The organism is Proteus sp. fly-1067, from assembly GCF_040139345.1.
Lineage (GTDB): Bacteria > Pseudomonadota > Gammaproteobacteria > Enterobacterales > Enterobacteriaceae > Proteus > Proteus vulgaris_B.
Genome location: NZ_JBEEUL010000297.1, coordinates 1 through 510, shown reverse-complemented (window position 1 = coordinate 510; position 510 = coordinate 1). Strand labels below are relative to the sequence as shown.

General features: G+C 38.2%; 1 protein-coding gene. It reads left to right on the top strand.

What is annotated here, in order from left to right; genetic code table 11:
* Positions 1-286, top strand: a 286-nt coding sequence (locus ABN217_RS20500; protein WP_349460046.1) for a PhoH family protein, incomplete at its 5' end; no start/stop codon positions are given.
* Positions 287-510 lie beyond the last annotated feature (224 nt).

Below are 510 nucleotides of genomic sequence, written 5' to 3'. Positions count from 1 at the left end.
CTATATGCGTGGTCGTACATTTGAAAATGCGATTGTGATATTAGATGGAGCGCAAAATGTGACTGTCACACAAATGAAAATGTTCTTGACGCGTTTAGGAGAGAATGTCACAGTGATTGTTAATGGTGATGTAACGCAGTGTGATCTACCTGAAGGTGTTACATCTGGATTAGCCGATGCCTTACAGCGTTTTAGCAGTGATGAAATGGTTGCGATGATCAATTTCACTGTTGATGACTGTGTGCGCTCAACATTGTGCCACCGCGCTTTATTAGCTTATAGCTAGCGCATAAACTGTCTTATTCATAGCCCCACAGAGTGGGGCTATAGTTTTGCTACGAAGTATTTCCGCTTTATGTTATCCGTTAAAAATAAATAATTTGATTTTCCTACGTTATTTTAAAAAAATTTATGTCCCCGATAAATATATATGCCAGCTAGCACGCTAACTTAAGATTGCTGAGATAATCTTTTTAATTATAGTGACTAGTGATGTAGCATCACATGCAC